This window comes from Azospirillum doebereinerae (assembly GCF_003989665.1).
GTDB classification, from domain to species: Bacteria; Pseudomonadota; Alphaproteobacteria; order Azospirillales; family Azospirillaceae; genus Azospirillum; species Azospirillum doebereinerae.
This window is the reverse complement of the sequence record NZ_RZIJ01000004.1, coordinates 213,956-234,412: the sequence shown is the minus strand read 5'-3', so window position 1 is coordinate 234,412 and position 20,457 is coordinate 213,956. Positions and strand designations below refer to the sequence as shown.

The window sequence follows — 20,457 nt, the reverse complement described above, 5'->3', positions numbered from 1 at the left end:
GGAGCCGCCCGCGATCCCGTGACTCCCGTTCGGCGTCAGACGTCGAGCACGCTGCGCTCGTTCTTGGCGACCAGCGCGTTGAAGTACGGCTCCATCGTCGCGTCGTCGAAGCCGAAGGCGCGCTGGTACTGGATGATCAGGTCGCGCTCGCCGGGCTCGGCCTCGCCGTCGGCCATGGCGCTGTCGATCATGTTCAGCAGGATGCAGAGCCGTTGCGGCTGGTTCAGCCGGGGCGTCACCTCCTGCAGGAAGGCGGCGGGGGTCGTGGCGCGGGCGAATTTCAGGCAGTTGTTCAACTCGTCGCGGGTGGCGTTGCGGCCGAGGACGGAGACGAGATGCGCCACCTCCTCCGGGTCGATCTCGCCGTCCGAGCCCATGCATTGGATCAGGGCCACCGCCAGCGCGCGGCGGGGGGTGATGTCCAGCGGGGCGGCGCCCTTGAACTTGTCGAACAGGCCCATGGAAGTCCTCCGTCTCTGTGAAACTGCCGCGCATATGGGGGCGTCCGGCGGCCGTCACAGGGCAACGGAAGATGACAAATCGTTCATGTCGCGGCGTTGCCGCAGGGGCGGGGGCAGGGCGGGCGCGGTCCTTCAGACGTTGCGCGCCGATTGTTCCAGCGCCTTGATGTGCGACAGGCCGGGAAGGATCTCGGACTTAACGAACTCCAGGCGGCGGTTGGGGCCGCCGCCGCCGCGCAGGAAGCGGCTCTTCCACAGGTTCATCTTCACCGCCAGCCCGCACAGCACGCCGCCGATGGTGACGTGGTGCGAGGCGATCAGCTCGCGGATCGCCCGGAAGGTGTCGGCGTTGATGTCGTTCCAGAAGTCCTTCGACCGGTTGTCGAAGCTCTCGAACCGCCCGGTGATCGAGGTCGAGATGTCGGTCAGGTCGTTGGCGATGTCCTCCAGCATCTTCATCTGGCGGGAGTCGCGCTTCACCTCGGCGGAGCTGCGGATCTCGCCCATCCAGGTGACGAATTTCTGGACCTCGGGGACGATCTCGTCCAGGCATTTGCGGAAATAGGCCAAGGACAGGAAGATGTCCCCGTATTCCTCCAGGAATTGCGGGATTTCGGTCAGGCCGATGTCCAGCCGGTCGGCCATCATGCGCAGGTTGCGCAGGGCCTCGTCGCGGTTGGGGGTGGCGAACATGCGGATGATGTCGCTGACGTCGGCGACCTGCACCTCCTCCTGCCCGTAGACGTATTCCATCAGCGGGCGGGTGAAGACGCGCATGTAGTTGGTCAACTCCGCCTTCTTGCTGTCCGACAGGGTCAGGGACTCGACGCTGTTGACGTCGATGTTCAGGCGGCGCAGCTCGATGCGCGAGGAGTAGACGTCGAAGCTGGAGGCGGTGGCGATCTTCTCGATCTTCACCAGATCGCGCTCGACCTCCTCCTTGTAGGATTCGAAATAGGCCGGGATGTGCCGGGGAATGACCTGGCCGCTGCCGGTCTGCGCGTCGTGGAACATCTCGACGACGGTCTGGAGCCGGACGTTCTTGATCAGGCGGGCGTGCTGGAGGCCGGGGGTTTCCAGCGGGATGCTGGACAGCGGCAGGATGTGCAGCGAATCGCGCGCCTCGTCGTCCGAGGTCCTGCGCCTGGCCTCGCCACCGCCGGGCGTCGCGGGTTTCGCTGTCTCGGTCTCGGCCTGCGCTGTGTCGCCCTCCACCCCACCGTCTCCTGGACTATGCAACCACCGTCACCGCCGCACCATACAACAGGCGGACCGGCAGACAAGCCACGAGATGCCACGCTTTGCGTCACCACTTCTATAGGGGATTCACGCCGCCACTTGCGGCGGCTGCCGGTCCCCAAGAAAAAGCCGGCCCCGCCCAAGCTGGCAAGGCCGGCCTTTGGCCGATGGTGATGGGCGTGGTCAGTGGACGCTCAACGGCTCCAGATCGTTCTGGACGACGGCCGCGAAGGCCACCTCGCGCTCCGGCAGGACGCTCAGCGGCGTGCCGTCGGCGGCGTGGATCGAATAGGCGGTGGCGCCCTCAACCTCGACGGTGCGGATGTAGGCGACGTGATCGACGCCGAAGGCCGCGAAATCCTGGGTCGAGAGCTGGCGCAGCTGGGTGAGCGTGCTGTTCATCATGGCGTTCATCCTTGGCGGTCGGCGGCGACATCGATCGTCTGCGGGCCGGCGGCGCCGCTGGCGCTGGGTCCCGGCTGCTCGATCTTGATCGTGCGGACCTTGGGCTCGGGCATCGGGCGGGTCAGGTCGATGTTTAGCAGCCCGTTGTCGAGCGAGCAGCCGATCACCTCGATCCCGTCGGCCAGCACGAAGCTGCGCTGGAACTGGCGGGCCGCGATGCCGCGGTGCAGATAGATGCGCGACTTGTCGTCGGTCTGGCGGCCGCGGATGACCAGCTGGTTGTCCTCGATCTGGACCGACAGGTCTTCCGAGGTGAAACCGGCCACCGCGAGCGTGATGCGCAGGCCGTCGTCGCTGGTCTGCTCGATGTTGTAGGGCGGGTAGCCCTCGGCGGAATTCTTGGCGATCCGGTCGAGCGTGCGCTCGAACTGATCGAAGCCCAGCAGAAGCGGGCTGTTGAAGAGGGACAGACGGGTCGTCATGGGCGCAATTCTCCTCCAGGCGCGAGCGAGTTGCACGAAAATGGACCCGTTTCCGGCGTCCGGTGGATCGGCAGCCCAAACGCGTTTCGGCGCTGCCGTATCTCCTAGATTGGGGGACGCGGCGTCCCGGTCAAGGATCCCGTCATACGTCCACCAGCCCGGCGACCGCATCGGCGATGGCGAGGCAGGAGGTCAGCCCCGGCGATTCGATGCCGAACAGGTTGACCAGCCCCGGAATTCCATGGGTTTCAGGGCCTTGCAGCAGGAAGTCGGCCTGGGGGACGCCCGGACCGCCCAGCTTCGGGCGGATCCCGGAATAGGCCGGAACCAGCGCCCCGTCGGGCAGCCCCGGCCAATAGGCGCGCACCGAGTCGTAGAAGGTCTCCGCCCGCGCCGGGTCCACGGCATAGTCGATGGCGGCACCCTCTGGACCGTCCAGCCACTCCACGTCCGGCCCGAACCGCGCCTGTCCGGCGAGGTCGAGGGTCAGATGGACGCCCAACCCCCCCTCGACCGGCACCGGATAGACGAGCCGCGCGAAGGGCGACCGCCCCTGGCCCAGCGCGTAGTAGTTGCCCTTCGCCAGGACGCGCGGGGGGACCTGATCGGCGGGGAAGCCCTCCAGCCCCCGCGCCACGCCCCAGGCGCCGAGCCCGGCGGCGTTGACCAGCAGCGAGCAGCCGAGCCGCATCGGCTCCACCCCGCCGACCTCCAGCACGAAGCCGTCCGCCGCGCGGCGCGTGCGCTCCAGCGGGCTGAGCAGCGCCAGCATGGCGCCGGCATCCTCCGCATCGCCCAGCAGCGCCAGCATCAGCCCGTGGCTGTCGACGATTCCGGTGGAGGGGGAGACCAAGGCGCCGACCGTGCGCAGGTTCGGCTCCCAGGCGCGGGCGGTCGCGGCGTCGATGGCGTACAGGTCGGTGACGCCGTTGGCGGCGGCCTGGGCGCGGATCGCGTCGAGCCTCGGCAGTTGGCTGTCCTCGGTCGCGACGATCAACTTGCCGATCCGGCGGTGTTCGACCCCATGCTCCGCGCAGTAGCGGTAGAGCGCGTCCCGCCCGGCGACGCAGAGCCGGGCGCGCAGGCTGCCGGTGGGGTAGTAGATGCCGGCGTGGATGACCTCGGAGTTCCGGGAGCTGGTGCCGGTGCCGATGGCGTCGGCGGCCTCCAGCACGATCACCTCGCGCCCGGCCTGGGCCAGCCGCCGGGCGACCGCCAGCCCGACCACCCCGGCCCCGACCACCACGCACTCGACCCACTCCATCGCCCGTCCCCGCTCCGCGTTTCCGGGGGAAGGGGAGCGCAAAGCGGTGCGGCGCGCAAGGGACGTTTGACTCGGCGTTTGACTCCGGAACGCCGATGCGTATAGTGCGCGACTTCGTCTCCTGGGAAAGCGGGTGCCGCCTTCGTGCGCGCGCCCCGTCCGTCGCCGCGAGGCTGGCGGAACTACCGGGACAACATCAACTCGTGTTCCAACGAGGCATTGAGCGTTATGAGCAAGCGTCAAGAGTCCAAGTTCAAGATCGACCGCCGCCTCGGCGTCAACCTCTGGGGCCGTTCCAAGAGCCCGCTGAACAAGCGCGAGTACGGCCCCGGCCAGCACGGCCAGCGCCGCAAGAAGCCGTCGGACTACGGTCTGCAGCTGATGGCCAAGCAGAAGCTGAAGGGCTACTACGGCAACATCGGCGAGAAGCAGTTCCGCCGCATCTACGCCGAAGCCGTCCGCCGCAAGGGCGACACCGGCGAGAACCTGGTCGGCCTGCTGGAGCGCCGCCTGGACGCGGTCGTGTACCGCATGAAGTTCGCGCCGACCCCGTTCGCCGCGCGCCAGATCATCAACCACGGCCACATCCTGGTCAACGGCCGCCGCCTGAACATCGCGTCGGCCCGCCTCAAGGACAACGACGTCGTCGAGGTGAAGTCCAAGTCCAAGCAGATGGCCCTGATCCTGGAAGCCGCCTCCTCGGGCGAGCGTGACATCCCCGACTACCTGGAAGTCGACGGCGGCGCCCTGAAGGGCCGCTTCGTCCGCGCGCCGCTGCTCGCCGACGTGCCGTACCCGGTCCAGATGGAACCGAACCTGGTCGTCGAGTTCTACTCGCGCTGATCGGTCGGCTTCGGTCGAACGGAAAAGGCCGCTCCCTCGGGAGCGGCCTTTTTCTTTTTGGGGCTTTGGAGGGAAGGTTGCGTTTGCCCCCTCCCTAACCCTCCCCCGCCTTTGGCGGGAGAGGGAACTGCCGCCGAGCGCCGACAAGGTTCCGGCTTCCTCTCCCGCGCAGCGGGGGAGGGATGGGGAGGGGGCAAACGGAGCCCGGCGCTTCTATGACAACCGCGTCAGCACCAGCGCGGTCAGATCGTCGTCGATCGGCCCGGCCGCTCGCAGATCCTCCAGCACCCCTTCCAGGAAGCGCGCGCCCTCGGCCTGCGCCATGTGGCGGCCGACCAGCGCGGCGAGGCCGCATTCGTCCAGCACGTCGCAGCCTTGCTGGATCTCGATGGCCGCGTCGGAGTAGAGGAACAAACGCCCGCCCGGCGGCAGGGGCAGGCTGCGGCGCTCGTAGCGCATCGACGCCAGCAGCCCCAGCGGCAGGCCGGTGCCGTCCCCCAGCCGCGGTTCCGTCTCGCCCGGCGCCCACACCATCGGCGCGGTCGATCCGGCCGAGGCGTAGTCGAAGACGCCGGCCTCCGTGTCGACGATGCCGGTCAGCATGGTGGCGAACTGCCCGCTCGGCAGCAGGGCGCAGAGCCGCGTGTTCACCGCCGCCAGGAAATCCTCCGGGTCGCCGCAAGCCGGGGCCAGTTGCTGGCAGATCGCGTGCAGGCGGAAGGTGTTCAGCGCCGCTCCCACGCCATGCCCGGAGAAATCGACCAGATAGACCCCGGTCCGCCCGTCGGGCAGCCGCTGGATCCCCCAGAAATCGCCGCCCAGCTCCGAGGAGGGCGCGAAATGGGAGTCGATGGCGATCCCCAGCGTGCTCCGCAGCTCGGCCAGCCGCGCCGGCCCCGGCATCAGCTTTTCCTGCATCCGCCGGGCTTGGGCCAGTTCGCGCCGCGCCCGCGTGTGGTACTGCTCCAGGTCGCGCAGCAGGGCGCGCTTCTGCAGATGGATGCGCACCCGCGCGACCAGCTCCACCGCGTTGATCGGCTTGGTGACGTAGTCGGTCGCCCCGGCGGCGAAGGCGCGGGCGCGGTCCTCGGCCCGGTTCAGGCTCGATTGCACCAGCACCGGCAAGCCCTTCCAGCGCGGGTCGGCGCGCATCCGCCGGCACATCTCGAAGCCGTCGAGGTGCGGCATCATCAGGTCGAGCAGCACCAGATCGGGCTTGAAGCTGTCGAGCCGGGCCAGCCCGTCGTTGCCGTCCTCCGCCTCCTCCACCTGCCGGACTCCGCCACGCTCCAGCAGGGCGAGCAGCAGGTGACGGTTGACCCGGTTGTCGTCGACCACGAGGACGCGGGCCTGCCCCAGGGTGAACGGCGCGTCCGGCGCCTCGGCGGAAAACAGGCCGGCGGGCGTGCCCTGGTCGTTCATGCCCTGGCTGCTCATGCGTCGCTCCGTTCGATCCACAGAAGGGTGTGGTCGTCGCCGCTGGCGTTGCCCAGCGCGGCGGTGAGGAAGCCGACGATGGCGGTGAAGCCGGTTTCGCCGCCGCCGTCGGCGACGGCCTCGCCGATGATCCGGCCCAACCCGTCCTCGCCCTCCAGCGCGTCAAGCACCGCGACGGAGCACAGCACCAGCACCGCGCCGGGCGGCAGCGGCAGGCTCCGCGTCTCGTAGCGGGTGCCGGGGCTGACGCCGACCGGGATGCCTTCCGTCTCGCCGAAGACCGGGGCCTCGCCACCGGCGGGATCGAGGACCATGGGCGGGGCGGCATCGGCGGCGGCGTAGACGAAGCGGCCGGCGGCGGCGTCCACCACGCCGTAGATCACGGTGGCGTGCTGACCGTCGCTCAGCAACTCCACGGCGCGGTCGTTGAGGATGGCGAGCAGCGTGGCCGGATCGCCGCCGTGGTCGGGCGCCAACTCGTGGACCAGCGTGTGCAGGCGGAAGGCGTTCATCGCCGCCGACACGCCCTGGCCGCCCATGTTGAGCAGGAAGACGCCGAAGCGGCGCCCGTCCAGCCGCACGCCGCCCCACAAATCGCCGCCCAAGTTGGGCGCGATCGCCGTGTGGGCGCGCAGCGCCGCCCCAGCCGGCTCGCCCAGCGCGGCGCAGAGCGCGGGCGAGGGCAGCAGGTGTTCCTGCATCGAGCGGGCGATGGCCAGCTCCCCCTCCACCCGCGCCCGGTAGGCGCGCAGCCGGCGGATCAGCACGCGGCTTTCCAGATGGATGCGGACGCGGGCCAGCAGTTCCGTGCGGTCGAGCGGCTTGGAGACCAGATCGGTGGTGCCGGCGGCGAACGCCTTGTTGCGGTCGTCGCCCGACGACAGCGCGGTCTGCACCAGGATCGGCAAATCGGCCTTGTCGGGATCGGCGCGCAGGCGGCGGCAGACCTCGAAGCCGTCCATCCCCGGCATCATGATGTCGAGGATCAGCAGGTCGGGCAGCTTGGCGGCGATCATCTCCAACGCCTCCCGCCCGCCCTCGGCGTAGGCCACGTTGCGGAAGCCGGCCTCCTCCAGGATGGCGCCGATCAGCGTCCGGTTGAAGGCGGTGTCGTCGACCACCAGGATCGCGCAGTCGAGGATGGCGGCGCGGGCCTCGGCCTCGGCCGCCTCGGCGGCGATGGGGACGGCGGTCATCGGCATCAGAGGGGGAACCTCATGCGGATGCGGCGGCCGCCGTCGCACAGCTCCACCGATTCCGCGATGGTGGCGATCAGGTCCAGCCCGCGCCCCGAGGCGCCCCGCCCGTCCTGCGGGGTGGGGGTGAAGCCGGCGCCCTCGTCGGCGACGTCGATCACGGCGGTTCCGGCCTCCAGCAGGACGGCGACCTCGACCCGGCGGTGGGCCAGCGCCGGATCGGCCAGCCGCGCCACCAGCTCGTGCGAGAAGCGCTCCAGCTCGACGGCGCTCAGCTCCTTCATGCCGTCGACCTGGAGGTTGCCGTGGACCAGCGCGTTGCTGATCGCCTCGTGCAGCGCCAGTTCCAGGTCGTTGCGGCGGTCGTCGGGCAGGGGGTGGCGCTCGGCCAGCGCGGTCAGCACGCGCCCGGCCAGATGCAGCTCGTTCGCCGTCGCCGTGGTGAGGTTGATGTAGAGATCGGAAGCGCCGGCCCGCTCCACCAGCACCGGCAGGGGGGCGGCCAGATGGGTGGGCAGCGCCGGAACGCCGCCGGTCGCGCCGCCCGATCCGCCGCCGGTTCCGCCCACGCGGTCCGGTTCGATCCAGGCGGCGAAGGGGCGCTCCCAGGCCTCCACATCCCCGGCCCCCGCCGGGCCGTCCATCAGCGCCAGCACCGGCTCGGGAGCGTCCGCCGCGCGCACGGGCAGGGCCAGCGCCGTCGCCAGGGCGGCCAGCCGGTCGGCGGCCACGGCCAAGCCGTGCAGGGCCGTGAAACGGGTGCGGGCGGGCCGGAGGGCGGAGGTGCTGGCCAAAGGCATCAATCCTCGATGGTTACGATCTTGCCGATCTGGGCGACGGTCAGCACGCGCTTCACCTGCCCGGCGGCGGTGCGCAGGACGAGGGATTTGCCGGCGTTGACCATCTCCTCGCGCGCGATCAGCAGCATGCCGATGCCCGCGGAATCCACGAATTCCAGCGACGACAGGTCGAGAACCTGCCGCTTGGCCTTGTTCTGCGCCATCTCGCCGATCAGCGCCCGCAATTTGGCGTGGTCGTTGAAGGTCAGGCGCCCGCGCAGGCGGACGACGGCTTCCTGGTCGCGCTGCTCAACACCGTAATCCATGGCCGAGTGATCCTCAATTCGTTGTTATTATTCGTCTATTCGTGGCAATTTTCATGTCAGAACAGTTCGATGTCGCCGCCGGAACTGTCGCCAGCCCCAGCGTCCACGTCAAGCACGCCGTTCTCGTCGAGCGCCGTGCCCTCCAGCAGCAGCCGGCGGACGAAGCGCTCGCGCATCTCGCTGAGCGTGAACCGGTCGAGCAGATGGTTCAACCATTCCTGCGGTTCCTGCGCGCCGATTCCGGGCGGGATCTGGGCGCGGATGCGGGTTTCCAGCTCGGCCAGCCCGGCGCCCATGATGGCGAGGCTGTCGTTGATCGCCTCGATGCGCTGCTTGGTCAGGTCCTGGAACTGCATGCCGGTGATGACGTGCGCGATGGTGGAGGACATGTCCGACGACACGCCGGCCGCCGTCTCCAGCACCGATTGGAAATGGGAGGTCTGCTCCACCAGGCTGTCCATGGTCTTATCGACCCGCTCCTTGGCGAGCATCTGCGGCGACATGTCGGTGTTGGCGATCTGGCGCAGGATGTCGTGGCCGTTGCGCACGCCCTTGACCACCGCCGTCACCTTGTTGCGCATGCGGTCCGCCAGCTCGCCGGTGGAGCGCGAGAGGTGCCGCACCTCCTGCGCCACCACGGCGAAGGTGCGCCCGGCCTCGCCGGCCCGGCTCGCCTCGATGGTGGCGTTCAGCGCCAGGAAGTTGGTCTGGCGGTTGATGGCGTCGATGTCGCCGATCGCCTTCTCCAGGTCGCCGACGTCCTTCTGCACGTCGTCCAGCAGGTAGACCATGCTCATGGCGTGGCGCGACAGGGTGACGATGTTGCTCACCATGTCGGTGATCATGTCCTGCATGCCGACGACCAGCTGGTCCATCGGCACCCGTTCGCCGTCGATGGACACCGATCCCGCGAGCTGGACGATCTGCTCGACCCTCTCCGACTGCTCCAGCGCCTTCTCCGCCAGCTGGCGGAAACGGTCGGACAGGTCGAGCGTGGCATTCTCCACGGTCGTGGAGGTGCGCGTCAGCTCGCCCTGCACCACATCCAGCGTGCGGCGCTGGACGTCGGCGAAGCCGAGCCATGTGGACAGCAGTTCGGTGGTGACGGCGACCTTGCCGTCCGGCCCGCCGCCGTTCGGGGTGTCGGTCTTCTGCGTTGCGCCGTCGAAAGCCATGGTCATCTTCCTCAATTCCTCCGCGTCAGGCGCGGGGCCGCTCGCCGATGGCGTCGTAGGCGCGCAGCATCTCGGCGGGGATCTGGTGCAGGGGCAATTCCACGGCGACGCCGCCGGCCTCGAAGGCCATGCGCGGCATGCCGTAGACGACGCAGCTCGATTCCTGCTCCCCGATGGTGTGGGCGCCGGCGTCGCGCATCGCCTTCATGCCAACGGCGCCGTCGCGGCCCATGCCGGACAGGATGACGCCGACCGCGTTGTGGCCGGCGGCCTTGGCGACCGAGCCGAACAGCACGTCCACCGACGGGCGGTGGCCGGTGACCGGCGGGCTGTCCTGGATGTGGCAGACGAGGCCGGTGCCGTCGCGGGCGACGGTCAGGTGGCGGTCGCCGGGGGCGATGTAGACGAGGCCGGGGGCCAGCCGCGCGCCGTGCGTCGCGACCTGCACCGCGGGCGCCGACAGCCGGTCGAGCCGGGCGGCGAAGCTGGCGACGTAGCCCGGCCCCATGTGCTGGGTGATGACGATGGGCGGGCAATCGGCCGGCATCACGGCCAGCACGTCGCGGATGCGCTCCACCCCGCCGGTCGAGGCGCCGATGGCGACCAGCCGCCCGCCGATCCCGGCGCGGCGCGGCGCCGGCAGCGTGGCCGGCGCGGTGGGGGGGCGGCGCATCGACAGCCGCGCGGTGGCGGCGACGCGGATCTTGGTCACCAGCTCCCGCGCGGTCTCCTCGAAGCCCTTGCCGTCGGAGCCGCCGGGCTTGGCGAGGCAGTCGACCGCCCCCAGCTCCAGCGCGCGGATGGCGGCGTCGGACCCCTCCCGCGTCAGCGAGGAGATCATGATGACCGGCGTCGGCCGCAGCGTCATGATCTTTTCCAGGAAGGACAAACCGTCCATCCCCGGCATCTCGACGTCCAGCGTGACCACGTCGGGGTTGGCGACCTTGATGACCTGACGCGCCTCGGCGGCGTCGCGGGCGACCCCGGCGACCTCGATTCCCGGCTCGTTGGTCAGGATGTCCTTCAGCATCTCGCGCATCAACGCGCTGTCGTCGACGATCACGACACGGATGGGGCGTGCCATTTTCTCAGTTGCCTCCCGAAAGGCCGGGGTCGAACAGTTCCACGTCGCCATCCACCGGCTGCCGCCGCAGATCGGACATGAAACGCCTTTCCTGGGTCATTGTCTCGGTCGCGGCCTCGGGGCGCAGCATACGGCGCATCGCACGTCCGGAGTGTGGAAAATAATGGATGCGGCGTGGCGACGCGCCCCCCAGGTCGTGCCCGGCGAGCGTCAGCCCCTCCGTTCGCACATACTCCAGCGCGAAGCGGCTGTTCAAGCCGCCGATGTCGTAGCTGGACTCGATGACGCGGGCGCCGCCGAACAGCTTGACCTGGAGGCGCCGGCGCTCCGCCCCCAAGGCCAGCAGCGCGTTGATCAGCCGCTCCATGGCGACCGAGCCGTAGCGCGCGGCGGCGCCGTCGCCGCGCAGTTCCGTTTCCGGCAGGTCGGGCAGCAGGAAGTGATTCATGCCGCCGACCCCGCGCACCGGGTCATGGACGCAGGCGGCGACGCAGGAGCCCAGCGTCGTCGCCATCATCACGTCCGGCCGGTCGCTGACCTCGTGCTGGCCCAGGAAGACCTTGACGGTGTCGGCCTTGAATTCGGCGTTGTAGTAGCGCCCGCTGCCCAGCCGGCGCGGCAACGAGGTTTCGGTCGCCGCCGGTTGAGGCAGGGTCTGGCCGGCGATGGCGGCGAGAGCGGCGCGGCGCTGGAGGCGGCCGGTCATCGCTCAGACCTTCTGGTAGATGGTCGGGCCAGCTTGGCGGAAGCTGTTCGACACGCCGTACAGACTCTCCGAATGCCCCAGGAACAGGTAGCCGCCACTCGCCAGCAGACGGGAGAAGCTTTCTATCACCTGGGTGCGGCCCTGGCGGTCGAAGTAGATCAGCACGTTGCGGCAGAAGATCGCGTCGAACGGACCGGACATCGGCCAGCGTTCCAGCAGGTTCAGCGGCTTGACGGTGATCAGCCGCTTGAGCTCCTCGCTCATCGCGATGGCGGGCTCGCCGTTCAGCATGGCGGGCTCGGTGTAGCGGGTGCGGATGGCCGGCGGGATGCCCGATGTGCCCTCGGCCGCGTAGACGCCGCGCCGGGCGGTCTCCACCATGTGGGTGTCGATGTCGGTCGCCAGGATGCGGGCGTCCCAGCGCCGCAGATCCGGCCCCAGCGTGGAGGCCAGCACCATGGCGATGCTGTAGGGCTCCGGCCCCGAGGAGCAGCCGGCCGACCAGACGCGCAGCCGGGGCTTCGGCACCCCGGCGTTGCGGGCGCGCAACTCGGGCAGGACGGTCTGTTCCAGGAACGCGAAGTGGTGGGATTCGCGGTAGAAGCTGGTCAGGTTGGTGGTCAGCGCGTTGACCAGGAAGCCGATCTCCTTGGCCCCCTCCTCGCTGTCGAGCAGCGCGCAATAGGCGTCGAAATCGGGCAGCCGCAGGTCGCGCAGCCGGCGGGCGAGCCGCGCGTAGACCATCTCGACCTTGTGCGCGGCCAGCGCGATGCCGGCCAGCTGGTGCAGCAGCCGGGCGATCCGGTCGAAATGGTGCCGCTCGAACCGGAACTCCCGCGCCCGGCCGGGGAGGCGGCCAAGGGAGCTGGCGTTGTCGTCGGCATCGGCGGGCGGGAGGAACGCGGGTTCGGTCATTGGGGGCTGTCAGTCTTAGGCGCGGCGGCGGCGGGCGTCGCCAGCCCGGTCGAGCGTGAAGTAGGTCATCTGTTGACGAAGCTGGTCGGCCTGATCCTCAAGGGAGCGGGCGGCGGCGGTGCTTTCCTCGACCAGCGCGGCGTTCTTCTGGGTCATCTCGTCCATCTGGGCGACGGCGGTGTTGACCTCGTCCAGGCCCGACGCCTGCTCGGCGGTGGCGCGCGCGATCTCGCCGACCAGATCGGCGACGCGGCCGATGCCGGTGACGATCTCGGTCAGGGCGCTCCCGGCCGAGCGCACCAGATCGACGCCGTCGCGCACCTGGGCGCCGCTGTCGAGGATCAGCGCCTTGATCTCCTTGGACGCCTGGGCGGAGCGCTGGGCCAGTTGACGCACCTCCTGCGCCACCACGGCGAAGCCACGGCCCGCGTCGCCGGCCCGCGCCGCCTCCACCGCCGCGTTCAGCGCCAGCAGGTTGGTCTGGAAGGCGATCTCGTCGATCACCCCGATGATGTCGGAGATCTTCTGCGACGACCCCTCGATCTTGCGCATCGCTTCGACCGCGCTCTCGGCGACCTGCCCGCCGCGCGATGCCGCGGCGCGTGCCTCGGTGGCGAAGCTGTTGACCTGCTGGGCGTTCTCGGCGTTGGAGCGGACGGTGGCGGCGAGCTGTTCCATGCTGGCGGCGGTCTCCTCCAGCGAGGAGGCCTGCTGCTCGGTGCGCTCGGACAGGTCGAGGCTGCCGGCGGCGACCTCGCGGCTGGCGACGGCGATGGAGTCGGCGGCGGTGTCGATCCGCGTCACGATGCCGGAGAGCTGGACGACGGTGTTGTTGAAGTCGTCCTTCAGGCGCTGGAACACGCCCTCGTACTGCTTGTCGATGCGCCGGGTCAGGTCGCCGCGCGACAGGGATTCCAGGGTGGAGGCCAGCTCCTCCGTCACGCCGGAGACGTTGGTGGACAGGCGGTTGATGCCCTCGCTGACCAGCCGGAAGAAGCCGGTCTTGCCGGCGAGGTCGAGGCGGCGGCTGAAATCGCCGCGCACCGCCTGCTCGACGATGGCGCCGATCTCGGCCTCGATGGCGAGTTCGGTGGTCAGGTCGCGCCACTCGACGACGGTGCCGAGCTTTTCGCCCCGGCGGCTGACCACCGGGTTGGCGACGACCTGGAAGGTGCGCCCGCCGGCCTTGGCAAGGCCCCGGTGGGTCTGGGTCAGGTTCGCCAGCAGGCGGCGCTGGTGGCCCGGGTCGCGGTGGAACAGGTCGAAGTCGCGGCCGATCAGCGTCTTGGCGTCGAACTCCGGCAGGTCCTTCCTCAGGTCGGCCTCGGCGCTGGCGAACATGTCCAGGATGGCGGCGTTGGCGTAGAGGATGCGGCCATCGGGATCGGCCATCATGATGTTCGCCGACACGCTGTCCAGCGCGATGCGCGAGCGGACGGCGGCGACCGCCTCGTCCTTGAACGCCTCGACCGCGCGGGCCATGTCGCCCAGCTCGTCGCGGGCGTCGGTGTGGGGGACGGTGACGGCCAGCTTGCCGGCGGTCAGCTCGGCCATCACGGCGCGGATGCCGGTCACCGGGCCGGTGATCGAGGCGCCGATCCGGTTGGCCGCCACCACGCCGATCAGAAGCGACAGCAGCCCCAGCCCCAGCGTCAGGCGGATGTCGAAGGTCGCCTCATGGGCGGCGGCGGCCTGGACGGCGGTCTGGTCGGCCTGGATCGCGGCGACGATGCCGTTGATGGTGTCGTTGATGCGGGTGATGACCTTTCCAACCTCGGCCGAGCGCTGCCCGATGGCGGCGTTGGCGGCGATGGCCTCCTGGAAGGCGGCGCGGTACTCGGCCGAGCGCGCCTCGACCTCGCGCAGGGGCGCGGCGATGGCGGCGTTGGTGCGGAACAGGGGCAGCAGATCGGCTAGATCCCTGTCCATCTCCTTGCCCTGGACCTCGACCTGGGTCGCGGCGGCGGCGTCCTTCAGGCCCAGCGCCCGGTTGGCGGCGAAGCGGGTGGTGATCCAGTCCTTCTCGATGTCCTGCGCCTGGAGCGCCGCGTCCTTGTCGCCGGTGGCGCGGATGACGTCGACCAACTGGTCCAGCGTCGTGGTCACGCGGGCGCCCAGCGGGTCCATGCGCTCGTGCAGGGTGCGGTCGGCCCGGTCGCGCAGCTCGCGCATCAGTTCGAACTGGTTGTGGTAGTCGGCGTGCTGGGTGGCCAGATCGGCGAAGGCGGCGGCCTGGGACGACGCCTTCAGCAGCGCCTGCCGGTCGGCCATCGCCTGGTCGAAGTCGGCGCGCAGCGCGCGCTGGCGGTTCAGGGACTCGACGTTGCCGGTGGCGAGGTAGTCGCGGCCCTGGATGCGCTGGTTGGCCAACCGCGTTTCCAGATCCTTGGCGAAGACCGCCAGCTCGCCGGACGCGGTGACCGTCTCGACCTGCCGGTTCAGCCCGGTCAGGCCGAAGACCCCGATGGCCGACTGGGCGGCGATCAGCACCAGCAGCAGGCCGAAGACCAGCCACAGGCGCTTGGCGATTCCCAGGTTGCGCAGGACGGATCCGGCGCCGGTGGTCGTGTTCATGGCCATGGGGAGCCTCCCGTTTCGCCTGTTTTCGCGCCCACCCGCGCACCGGACCCCGGCGTCGGGACGCCCTCAGTCGGTGGCGGTGGCCGCCTTGTTGCCGGTGTCCTGTTCGCCATGCTCGTTGGTGAACAGCTTGTCCACGTTCAGCAGCGTCACCATGCGGCTCTCGGCGGTGTAGAGGCCGCTGAGGTATTCGGCGTCGATCAGCCCGCTGTCCACGTCCGGCGGCGGCTTGATCGCGTCCTGGCCGATGGCCAGGATGTCCGAGATCGCGTCCACCAGAATGCCGCGCGTGCGTTCCCCCACCTGCATGACCACGACGACGTGGCGCTTGGTCACGTCGGTGGCCCCGCCGCCGAAACGGGCGCGCAGGTCGAAGATCGGGATGATGATGCCGCGCAGGTTGATGACGCCGCGCACGTAGTCCGGCAGATTGGGCAGCCGGCTTTCCGGTGTCCAGCCGCGGATTTCCCTAACTGCCAGGATGTTGACGCCGTATTCCTCGGCGCCGACGGTGAAGGTGACGTACTGGTCCTCCGTCCCGTTGAGGGACAGGGCGTCGGTGCGGCTGCCCCCGACGGTGGCGAGTGCCATGGAACTGCTCATCGCTGGGCCTCAGACCGTTTGGCGTTGACGCGTGTGATCGGGTGCCGGCAGCGCCGCCGCCGGGGCGGGCGGGCGCGAGCCGGTGTCGCCGGTGTGCCGGCTCATCTCCCGCAGGCCGGCGACGTCCAGGATCAGGGCGACACGCCCGTCCCCCAGGATGGTCGCGGCGGCGACCCCGTCGAGCCGGCGGAAGTTCGATTCCAGGCTCTTGATGACGACCTGCTGCTGGCCGAGGATCTCGTCGACCACGAGCCCCAGGCGCGAGCCGTCCTCCGTCTCCACCAGCACGACCAGCCCCTGGGTGGCGTCGTCGATGGCGCCGGGGATGCCGAACAGCCGGTGCAGGTGGACCAGCCGGACGTATTCGCCGCGCGCCATCATGACATCGCACTTGTTGACCAGCCCGTGCAGGTCGGCGGGCTTGGGCCGCAGGCTCTCCACGATGTTGGTCAGCGGCAGGACGAAGCGCTCCTCGCCGACCGAGACCACCATGCCGTCGAGCACCGCCAGCGTCAGCGGCAGCGACAGCACGAAGCGCGAGCCCTCGCCCGGCGTCGAATAGACTCCGATCCGCCCGCCGAGCGACGAGATGTTCCGCCGCACCACGTCCATGCCCACCCCGCGCCCCGACAGGTTCGACACCTGGTCGGCGGTGGAGAAGCCGGGCAGGAAGATCAGATGGTCGATCTCCTCGTCGGTCATGCTGGCGCCGGGCTGGACCAGCCCCTTCTCGATGGCCTTGGACAGCACCTTGGCGCGGTTGATGCCGCGCCCGTCGTCGGTGATCTCGATGACGATGCGGCCGGAGCGGTGCTGGGCCGAGAGATGCACGGTGCCGGCGCGCGGCTTGCCGGCGCGCTCGCGCTCGTCGGGGCTTTCCAGCCCGTGGTCGATCGAGTTGCGGATCATGTGGGTCAGCGGATCGACGAGGTTCTCCACCACCGTCTTGTCCACTTCCGTGTTCTCGCCCGAGGTGACCAGCATCACCTCCTTGCCGGTCACGGCGGCGCATTCGCGGACCAGGCGCGGCATGCGCGAGAAGACGCTCGACACCGGCTGGGCGCGGATCGACATCACGCTCTCGCGCAGCTCGCGGGTGTGCTGGGCCAATTGCTCCAGCCCTTCCATCAGTTCCTGGAACTGGCCGGGGGGCAGGTCGCGGACATGCTCGGCGATCATCGCCTGGGTGATGACCATCTCGCCGACCATGTTGACCAGCCGGTCGATCTTTTCCAGATCGACGCGGATGGTCTGGTGGGCCGGGCCGGCGTGCTCGCCGCCGTTGCCGCCGGGGGCGGACCGCGGCTTGGCCGGATCGGCGGGCTTGGCGCCCGGCGGGACGGAGGTCGTGGCCGGCTCGACGTTCGCCGGGGCGGCCGGAGGCGTGGCTTGAGCGGCGACGGCGGGGACCGACGGCGCCGGCTGGACCGGCTCGGGCGGGGCGGCGGGCTCCACCACCGCCGGCAGCGGAGCCTCGGCGACGATCTGGATGTCGCATTCGTCGGCGACGAACTCGAACACGTCGTCGATACGGTCGCGCCCGATAGCCGGGTCGGCGATCAGGGTCACCGTCCAGGACAGGTACAGCAGCTCGGCGTCGAGGTCGCGCAGGGTCGGCAACCGGTCGAGGTGGCAGACGATCTCGGCCTCGCCCAGCCGGCGCAGCGCGCGCAGCATGAAGGTCGGCTCGTTGCCGGACAGCAGCAGCTCGGCCTTGGGGCGGAAGACGATGGTCCAGCGGACCTTGCCGGGCGGAACCGCGTCGGCGGCGGGAGCCTGGGCGTCGCGCGCGGCGCTGATCGCGGCCAGCGCGTCGCCGAAGATGCCGGCCTCGTCGTCCTCGTCGTCGGGAAGGCTGATAGCCGGGGCCGGGGCAGCGACCGGGGCGGCGGGTTCAGCGGCGGCCTCCGGCTCCGGGTGGGCCTCCAGGTAACGGCGCAGGGCGGCGACCGAGGCGTCGGTGGTGCCGGGCGGCGCCTCGACCTCCTCGCCGGCGTAGCCCAGCATCTGGCCCAGCACGTCGTTGGCGCGGATCAGCGTGTCCACCAGGGCGGTGCTGACCGGGATGGTGGCGTTGCGCACGCCGTCCATCACCGTCTCGAACTCGTGGGCGAAGGCGACCAGCTCGGAAAAGCCGAAGGCGCCGCCGCCGCCCTTGATGGAGTGGACGGCGCGGAAGATCGCGTTGACCTCGTCCATGTCCACGTCGCCGGGGGCAAGGCGCAGCAGCCCGGCCTCGGCGACCGCCAGCAGCTCGGCGCTCTCGTCGAAATAGGTCTGCTTGAACCGGCTCAGATCGTCCATGGAGCTTTCCCCCGTCGCCCGCTTAAGCCGGGTCAGCCGCACACTTTCTGCACCACGGACACCAGCTTGTCCGGGTTGAAGGGCTTGACGATCCAGCCGGTCGCCCCGGCGGAGCGTCCCTCGGCCTTCTTCTTGTCGTCGGCCTCGGTGGTCAGCATCAGGATCGGCAGCGTGCGGTGCGCCGGGATGGCGCGCAGCTTGCGGATCAGGGTCAGCCCGTCCATCACCGGCATGTTCAGGTCGGTGATGACCAGATCGACCTTGTTGGCCGCGATGGCGGTCATCGCCTGCTGGCCGTCCGCCGCCTCCACCACCTCGTAGCCGGCACCCTTCAGCGTGAAGGCCACCATGTCGCGCATGGTGCGGGAATCGTCGACCGTCAGAACCTTCTTCTTCACGCTGCGCTCCATTGCTTCAGCCACGCCGCGAGGCCCAAATCCTCGCAGGCCTCGGTCAGAACCTCGGACGGGCCGGCGACCGCGAAGGCGGCTCCACGCCCCGACGCGTCGCGAGACGCCACGACCAGCGCCTGCACGCAGGCGGCGCTGACCCGCTCCACCGCGTCGGCCTGGACGGTCACGTCGGCGGACGCGGCGAAGCCGGCCCGCAGGCTGTCCAGCAGGGGCTGCGCCATCGGCAAATCGAGGTCGCTGGGCAGGCCCAGGCGCACCCGCCCGCCCTCTTCGCTCCATTTGATCAGGGTCACGCCACCTCTCCGCTCTTCCGGACACCCGGTCCCAGGTCCTGCGCCGGATCCGGACGGTGCCAGATCGGACTCAAGGATTCGTTAAGTCCGGAACTCTGCCACACGGAGAAGGGTCTTGGAACTCGGGACGAACCGCAATCATTTTTGGGACAAGGGTTTGAGCGTCCCGCCGGTTCAGGCCTTCCGCACGGCGATCAGGGGCCGGAACTCGGCCAGCACGGATTCATAGACGGGGCGCTTGAAGGCGACGATCAGGCCGGGCAGTTCCTCGGCATCGATCCACTTCCACGCGTCGAACTCGGGATGGTCGGTGTCGAGGCGGATGTCCGATTCGGCGCCGGTGAAACGGGCCAGCATCCACATCTGCTCCTGCCCGCGCCAGCGGCCCTTCCACACCTTGCCCAGCAGGTCGTCGGGCAGGTCGTAGCGGTGCGGCGCGGCGGTCATGGCGATGAAGTCGGCCTTGGCGGTGCCGATTTCCTCCTCCAGCTCGCGGAAGGCGGCGGTGCGGGCGTCCTCGCCCGTGTCGATGCCGCCCTGGGGCATCTGCCAGTCGGCCTCCGAGCCGCAACGGCGGGCGACGAAGACCCGGCCCGCGTCGTTCAGCAGCATGATCCCGACGCAGGGGCGGTAGGGCAAAGCGTCGCGGGCGATCGGCGTCTTCATGGCGGCTCTTCTTATTGCTTCTGGATGTTGACCACCGCCGACACCGGGGCCAGCACGAAGCCCCGGTCGGACAGCGCCGTCATCCACAGGTTGATGCGCTCGATGGTGGTGGGGTAGGGCGAGGCCATGCCGACCGCCGCGCCGTTCGCCTTTGCCAGCCCTTCCAGCTCGCGAAGCTGGTCGTCGATGGCGCCGCGCGACAGGTCGCGGTCGATGGTGCGGTCGGCCAGCGCGCGCGGCACCCCGGCCAGGGTGGCGAGCGGGCCGGCGATGCTCTTGGGGTTGGCGCGGGCGTCCACGAACAGCAGGCCGCGCGCCTTCAAGGCGTCGATCATCGGCTGGACGGCGTTCTGGTTGGCGGTGAACTTGCTGCCCGTCGTGCTGGTGATGCCGACATAGCCGACCGCCTTGCCGAGCGACCATTCCAGCCGTTCCAGGTTGCGGTCGGGGGCCAGCATGGTCAGCAGCGCGTTGGGGCCGGGATCGTCGCGCGGGTAGTTCTGCGGCTCCATCGGGACCGCGAGCATGACCTCGTGCCCCTTGGTGCGGGCGCGCTCCACCCAGTTGTCGAGCCGTTCGGCGTAGGGCACGAAGGCCAGCGTCACGCCGACCGGCAGCTTGGCCAGGGCGTTGTTGGTGGTGACGCCGCTGATGCCCATGTCGGCCATCACGATGGCGATGCGCGGGCGCTTATCGGCGGCCGGGAAGGGGCGGGCGTAGACCTGCCAGGGCAGGCGCCCGTCCTGGGCGATCTTCGGCAGCGGGCCGTTGCGGCTGTCCTCGACCAGTCCCGGAACCGGGGCGGGCGTCAGGACGACGTTCGGCGCCGCCGCGTCGGGCAGCGCCAGCGGGGCGGCGGCGGTCAGCGGCGGCGGCGGGACGGCCGGCTGGGCCGGCGTCTGCGCGGCCGACGGAGCGGGCGGTTGAGCTTGGGCCGGCGTTTGAGCCTGTGTCTGGGCCGGGGGAGTTGCCGGGGCTTTCGTCGGGGACGGCGCGGCCGGCTTGACCGCTACCGTCACCTTGGGGATTCCGGCCTCCCACGCCTCGGTGGTCTCGGCGCCGTTCAGCGCCAGCCATCCGGCGAGACCGCCGAACGCCAGCACCACACCCGCCACGGCGCCCAGCAAGGCTTTGGGCGGTGGCCGGCGCGGGGCGTCATCGTCGTCGTCACCCAGGTCGGCGTGGGGATCCCGCCTGCGCCGGAGACGCGCCAGCCAGCCGGCGCCGGGGCGGAAACCGCCCCGGACGTCGAACTTCAGGCGGCCGAGCAGGGCGGGAGCCTTCAC

Annotated in this window: 21 protein-coding genes; 1 reads left to right on the top strand and 20 read right to left on the bottom strand. The window is 70.1% G+C overall.

The features are described 5' to 3' along the window. Positions 1-35: 35 nt before the first annotated feature. The 5 genes from EJ913_RS07675 to EJ913_RS07655 all read right to left on the bottom strand — a co-directional run bounded on the left by EJ913_RS07675 (position 36) and on the right by EJ913_RS07655 (position 3,851). Complete coding sequence (locus tag EJ913_RS07675) at positions 36-461, bottom strand: tellurite resistance TerB family protein (protein WP_185909707.1); 426 nt, start codon at positions 459-461, stop codon at positions 36-38. 132 nt (positions 462-593) lie between these two features. Then, on the bottom strand, positions 594-1,676 hold the full coding sequence (locus EJ913_RS07670) for a hypothetical protein (protein ID WP_126996411.1): 1,083 nt from the start codon (positions 1,674-1,676) through the stop codon (positions 594-596). Positions 1,677-1,883: 207 nt separating this feature from the next. Continuing rightward, positions 1,884-2,105 (bottom strand): DUF1150 family protein, encoded by a 222-nt coding sequence (locus tag EJ913_RS07665; protein ID WP_126996409.1) that lies wholly within the window; start codon positions 2,103-2,105, stop codon positions 1,884-1,886. A gap of 5 nt (positions 2,106-2,110) precedes the next feature. After that, positions 2,111-2,587 carry an Hsp20 family protein gene (locus tag EJ913_RS07660; protein WP_126996407.1) on the bottom strand — a complete coding sequence of 159 codons (477 nt, stop codon included), beginning with the start codon at positions 2,585-2,587 and terminating at the stop codon, positions 2,111-2,113. A 142-nt stretch (positions 2,588-2,729) separates the two neighbouring features. Then, positions 2,730-3,851 (bottom strand): NAD(P)/FAD-dependent oxidoreductase, encoded by a 1,122-nt coding sequence (locus tag EJ913_RS07655; protein WP_126996405.1) that lies wholly within the window; start codon positions 3,849-3,851, stop codon positions 2,730-2,732. 228 nt (positions 3,852-4,079) lie between these two features. Between EJ913_RS07655 and rpsD the strand changes: the two genes are divergently transcribed. After that, positions 4,080-4,694, top strand: coding sequence for a 30S ribosomal protein S4 (rpsD, locus tag EJ913_RS07650; RefSeq protein WP_126996403.1), 615 nt, complete (start codon positions 4,080-4,082; stop codon positions 4,692-4,694). Positions 4,695-4,907: 213 nt separating this feature from the next. Here rpsD and EJ913_RS07645 read toward each other — a convergent pair whose 3' ends face one another. The 15 genes from EJ913_RS07645 to EJ913_RS07575 all read right to left on the bottom strand — a co-directional run bounded on the left by EJ913_RS07645 (position 4,908) and on the right by EJ913_RS07575 (position 20,457). Beyond that, a complete protein-coding gene (locus EJ913_RS07645; RefSeq protein WP_238521164.1) occupies positions 4,908-6,131 on the bottom strand; it encodes a PP2C family protein-serine/threonine phosphatase in 1,224 nt (407 codons plus the stop codon). Further along, positions 6,128-7,333 carry a fused response regulator/phosphatase gene (locus EJ913_RS32950; protein WP_126996401.1) on the bottom strand — a complete coding sequence of 402 codons (1,206 nt, stop codon included), beginning with the start codon at positions 7,331-7,333 and terminating at the stop codon, positions 6,128-6,130. The genes EJ913_RS07645 and EJ913_RS32950 overlap by 4 nt, the downstream gene beginning before the upstream one ends. After that, the gene (locus EJ913_RS07635; protein ID WP_126996399.1) at positions 7,333-8,127 is read right to left on the bottom strand and encodes an ATP-binding protein; all 795 of its coding nucleotides are present in this window, start codon (positions 8,125-8,127) and stop codon (positions 7,333-7,335) included. The genes EJ913_RS32950 and EJ913_RS07635 overlap by 1 nt, the downstream gene beginning before the upstream one ends. Further along, positions 8,127-8,432, bottom strand: a complete 306-nt coding sequence (locus tag EJ913_RS07630; protein ID WP_126996397.1) for an STAS domain-containing protein — start codon at positions 8,430-8,432, stop codon at positions 8,127-8,129. Before EJ913_RS07630 ends, EJ913_RS07635 begins: the two co-directional genes overlap by 1 nt. 56 nt (positions 8,433-8,488) lie before the next feature. Then, positions 8,489-9,607, bottom strand: coding sequence for a methyl-accepting chemotaxis protein (locus tag EJ913_RS07625; protein WP_238521166.1), 1,119 nt, complete (start codon positions 9,605-9,607; stop codon positions 8,489-8,491). A gap of 25 nt (positions 9,608-9,632) precedes the next feature. Then, positions 9,633-10,691 (bottom strand): protein-glutamate methylesterase/protein-glutamine glutaminase, encoded by a 1,059-nt coding sequence (locus tag EJ913_RS07620; RefSeq protein ID WP_126996393.1) that lies wholly within the window; start codon positions 10,689-10,691, stop codon positions 9,633-9,635. Positions 10,692-10,695: 4 nt separating this feature from the next. Then, positions 10,696-11,397, bottom strand: a complete 702-nt coding sequence (locus EJ913_RS07615; protein ID WP_126996391.1) for a chemotaxis protein — start codon at positions 11,395-11,397, stop codon at positions 10,696-10,698. Between the two features lie 3 nt (positions 11,398-11,400). Further along, positions 11,401-12,312, bottom strand: coding sequence for a CheR family methyltransferase (locus EJ913_RS07610; RefSeq protein ID WP_126996389.1), 912 nt, complete (start codon positions 12,310-12,312; stop codon positions 11,401-11,403). 15 nt (positions 12,313-12,327) lie between these two features. Beyond that, on the bottom strand, positions 12,328-14,892 hold the full coding sequence (locus EJ913_RS32945; protein ID WP_126996387.1) for a methyl-accepting chemotaxis protein: 2,565 nt from the start codon (positions 14,890-14,892) through the stop codon (positions 12,328-12,330). A gap of 66 nt (positions 14,893-14,958) precedes the next feature. Next, positions 14,959-15,483 carry a chemotaxis protein CheW gene (locus EJ913_RS07600; protein ID WP_238522307.1) on the bottom strand — a complete coding sequence of 175 codons (525 nt, stop codon included), beginning with the start codon at positions 15,481-15,483 and terminating at the stop codon, positions 14,959-14,961. 21 nt (positions 15,484-15,504) lie between these two features. Beyond that, entirely contained in the window at positions 15,505-17,799 is a 2,295-nt protein-coding gene (locus tag EJ913_RS07595; protein ID WP_126996383.1) for a chemotaxis protein CheA, read from the bottom strand. Positions 17,800-17,831: 32 nt separating this feature from the next. Continuing rightward, complete coding sequence (locus EJ913_RS07590; protein WP_126996555.1) at positions 17,832-18,209, bottom strand: response regulator; 378 nt, start codon at positions 18,207-18,209, stop codon at positions 17,832-17,834. Then, positions 18,194-18,505 (bottom strand): STAS domain-containing protein, encoded by a 312-nt coding sequence (locus EJ913_RS07585; protein ID WP_126996381.1) that lies wholly within the window; start codon positions 18,503-18,505, stop codon positions 18,194-18,196. The genes EJ913_RS07590 and EJ913_RS07585 overlap by 16 nt, the downstream gene beginning before the upstream one ends. Before the next feature lie 174 nt (positions 18,506-18,679). Next, the gene (locus tag EJ913_RS07580) at positions 18,680-19,171 is read right to left on the bottom strand and encodes an RNA pyrophosphohydrolase (RefSeq protein WP_126996379.1); all 492 of its coding nucleotides are present in this window, start codon (positions 19,169-19,171) and stop codon (positions 18,680-18,682) included. 11 nt (positions 19,172-19,182) lie between these two features. After that, entirely contained in the window at positions 19,183-20,457 is a 1,275-nt protein-coding gene (locus EJ913_RS07575) for a divergent polysaccharide deacetylase family protein (RefSeq protein ID WP_126996377.1), read from the bottom strand.